The following is a 3,217-nucleotide window of genomic DNA, read 5'->3' on the forward strand; positions in this document are numbered from 1 at the left end:
TTTAGAAATAGGAGAGGCGTACATTTAGAAATAGGAGAGGCGTACAAGCGTGCAAATGGATTTAGGGCCAAATGGAATGCCGTGTTCGGGAGCCCAGCGTTGATGGATCAAAACATCCGGCCCATTTTAGAAGAGCGTTACTTTCAAAATAAAATACAACGAGCTGCTAAACCTAAGTTTAAAAACTATTTAAATATACAGTTGATAACAGTGGTTGCAATGCTTACCGGCACGACCTTGTTTTACAGTTTTTTAACACCATTCAATAAAGCTGCAATACTTGTCTTTATCTTGCTTACTTTAATCAACATCGGTGCGCTTTTAGAACAACGTAAATGGATCTATTACCTCGAGTGTTTCAGGCTCATATTAATTTTTGGCTATTTTTTCTACGCTTTTAACCTGCTTGGTTTTTTAATATTTCCGGTGATTATCTTAATTGCACTTGAACGGACATTCTCTTTACGTAAACTTTACATGAAGCATGTATTTGAGTACGCAAAGGCAGGTTAGTTATGTTTCTTTATCTTTCGGTTTAGGTTGATATATAAATGTTACAACGCGATGTTTCGTTTTGTTGCTCTATTTATTTTCCTGTCACCATGCCTTGTAATAAAATTATTACGTGGTGCTTTTGTGTTGATGATTTAATCTGCTGGCGCCTTGTTTTTCTTTATATATTATTAATAAAGCCATTTTTTGCTTTATTTAGGAATAACTCGCTTATTCTATTCTTCTTACTATCATCGTTATTTCTGTCTGTTTAAACATTCAATTAAAAAATATTTCTTGCTGATTTATTTTATTGTTTTTAGTTTCGATTTGTTTTGTTAATTTTAATTAACGAAATATATAGTAAGTAAAAATAAATAAATCGCAATCTATTTGGGTTGCTTTTCAATACGTTAATGTTTGCTTAATATATTTTTAACATAAACAGGCTTACTTTGCCCGCAAATCCGGACAAAATAAATCGCACATATGAACCCTATTACTAACCGGATATACTATAATAATTATGATCAAAAATTTTACTCAACAGATTTCGTGGCATCAATGCGTTCTGCATGTAAAGCAAAGCAGTCCCGATAATCACCAAAAGAAAAGCCGAACTTTTTTTAAGGGTAGACTAAAACGCTTTAGTTTTTTAGTTTGTATTATGCTGATACAATTAATTTGTATTAATGAAAGTTTTGCGCAAACTCCGGCACAAAATATTGTAATTAAAGGTACGGTGTTGGATGACCAGGATGGTCAGATATTAATTGGAACAACGAYAACGGATAACAATAAGAAGTTTTTGGGGGTATCTAACGATAAAGGAGATTATACCATCACAATTGCAAAGGGAACTACTGTTCTTTATAATATGATTGGTTATACAACCCTAACCAGAACATTTAATAATAACGAAAATAATGTGATTGTTAGGCTTAGTTCTTCTACAAGTCAATTAAACGAAGTGGTTGTTACGGCATTAGGCATAAAGCGTGAGGAAAAATCGTTAGGTTATGCAGTTTCTAAATTAGATAGTACGGCCTTTACCAATGCGGTTTCTAGTAACTGGACAGATGCTTTATCGGGCAAAGTTGCAGGTTTAAATTTGGTTAGAAATAGTGGCCCAGCCGGTTCAAATAAAATTATTCTTCGTGGTGAAAATAATTTGACAGGAGATAACGAAGCCTTAATTGTAATTGATGGCGTTGTGGCGAGTAGTTCGGCAAGGCGTACAGGCGGTACAGGAGGCGGTGTTTACGGTACATCAGGAGATATTATGCCTGCCGATTTTGGTAGTGGGTTAAATGATTTAAATCCTGATGATATAGAAAATGTAACCGTATTGAAGGGTCCTGCTGCATCAGCATTGTATGGACAGCGTGGAGCAAATGGGGCTATCATCATCACAACAAAATCTGCCAGTTTAAATAAAAAGAAAGTTAATATCTCTTTTACTTCAAATAGTGCATGGGAAGAAATTAACAAAAGTCCTGATAGGCAAACACAATACGGCGCTGGGGTATCTGGCAATTCATATTACTCATATGGAGCGAGTGCCGATGGAGCAAACACCAATTCTACAAGTTCTACTTATGGCCCTGAGTTTTCTCCTGGAGCGATGTTTTTTCAATATGACCCTGCAACCAGAGCGCAAGGATTAACCAGAACACCATGGGTGGCAACTCCTGATCCAATTGATGCATTTTTTAAAACCGGTTTCGAATCATCCAATTCATTTGGTATAGATGGTACTTATAAAAAAGTGGGTTTACGCTTCTCTGCAAGCCATGGCAATAACGAATGGATTGTGCCAAATACAGGTTTGGAGCGAACTACTGCTGCATTAAATATTACAAGTAACGTAACTAAAAAACTAAACATTAACGCCAAGGTGCAATATAGCAATAGAAAAAGCGATAATTTACCAGCCACGGGTTATGGTAATCAGTCGTTAATGTATTGGTTTATGTTTGCACAACCAAATATGAATATTGATTGGTATAAAGATTATTGGGCAACAAACTTAGTTTACAGACAGTTTACAAATTTAACTACCACTTTCCCTGAAGGCCCTTATGCTATATCAGAGCAATATTTAAACGGACAAAGACGGAATGGTTGGTTAGGAAACATCCAAGCGACTTATAGATTTACGGATGCATTGAGTTTAATGCTTAGAGCATCGGGAGATTTGAATAATGACGTTCGCGAAACTCTTCGCCCTTGGGATGCTGCAGGTAATAAATTCGCACATGGTTCTTATCGCGTTGCGGATATACGATCTTACGAAATAAGTGCCGATTTTTTATTAAAGTATAATAAACAATTAACTAAAGATATTCAGCTTACTGCCAATTTAGGTGGCAGCCAAATGCGTAATCAATACAACAAGCTAGAAAAAAGAGCTGATGGATTAGTTATTCCAAATCTTTATGAGTTAAGCAATAACGAAAATCCTTTAGTTTATTCCCCCGATACGGCACAATACAGGCTCAATAGCTTTTATGCTTTAGCTTCTTTAAGCTTTAAAAACTACCTTTATTTAGATATAACAGCCCGTCAGGATTGGAACAGTACATTAGCAACAATTACCAGAACTGATAATGTTGGTTTTTTCTATCCTTCTGCAAGTTTGGCTTTTGTTGCTTCCGATTTTTGGAAACTACCAAAAGTAATCAGCTTTGCTAAATTAAGAGCCTCTATTGCCAGTGTTGGTAGT

The 3,217-nt window shown here is 35.7% G+C and carries 1 protein-coding gene and 1 pseudogene; both read left to right on the top strand.

What is annotated here, in order from left to right; all coding sequences use genetic code 11:
- Positions 1 to 513: pseudogene (locus tag AC1DPQ_RS22500) on the top strand (sterol desaturase family protein); the annotation flags it as partial.
- A gap of 646 nt (positions 514 to 1,159) precedes the next feature.
- Positions 1,160 to 3,217: TonB-dependent receptor plug domain-containing protein (locus AC1DPQ_RS22505; protein ID WP_477610935.1), on the top strand; the 2,058-nt coding region annotated here is incomplete at its 3' end.

The sequence above is a fragment of the Pedobacter sp. 01T416_2 genome (genome assembly GCF_056398925.1).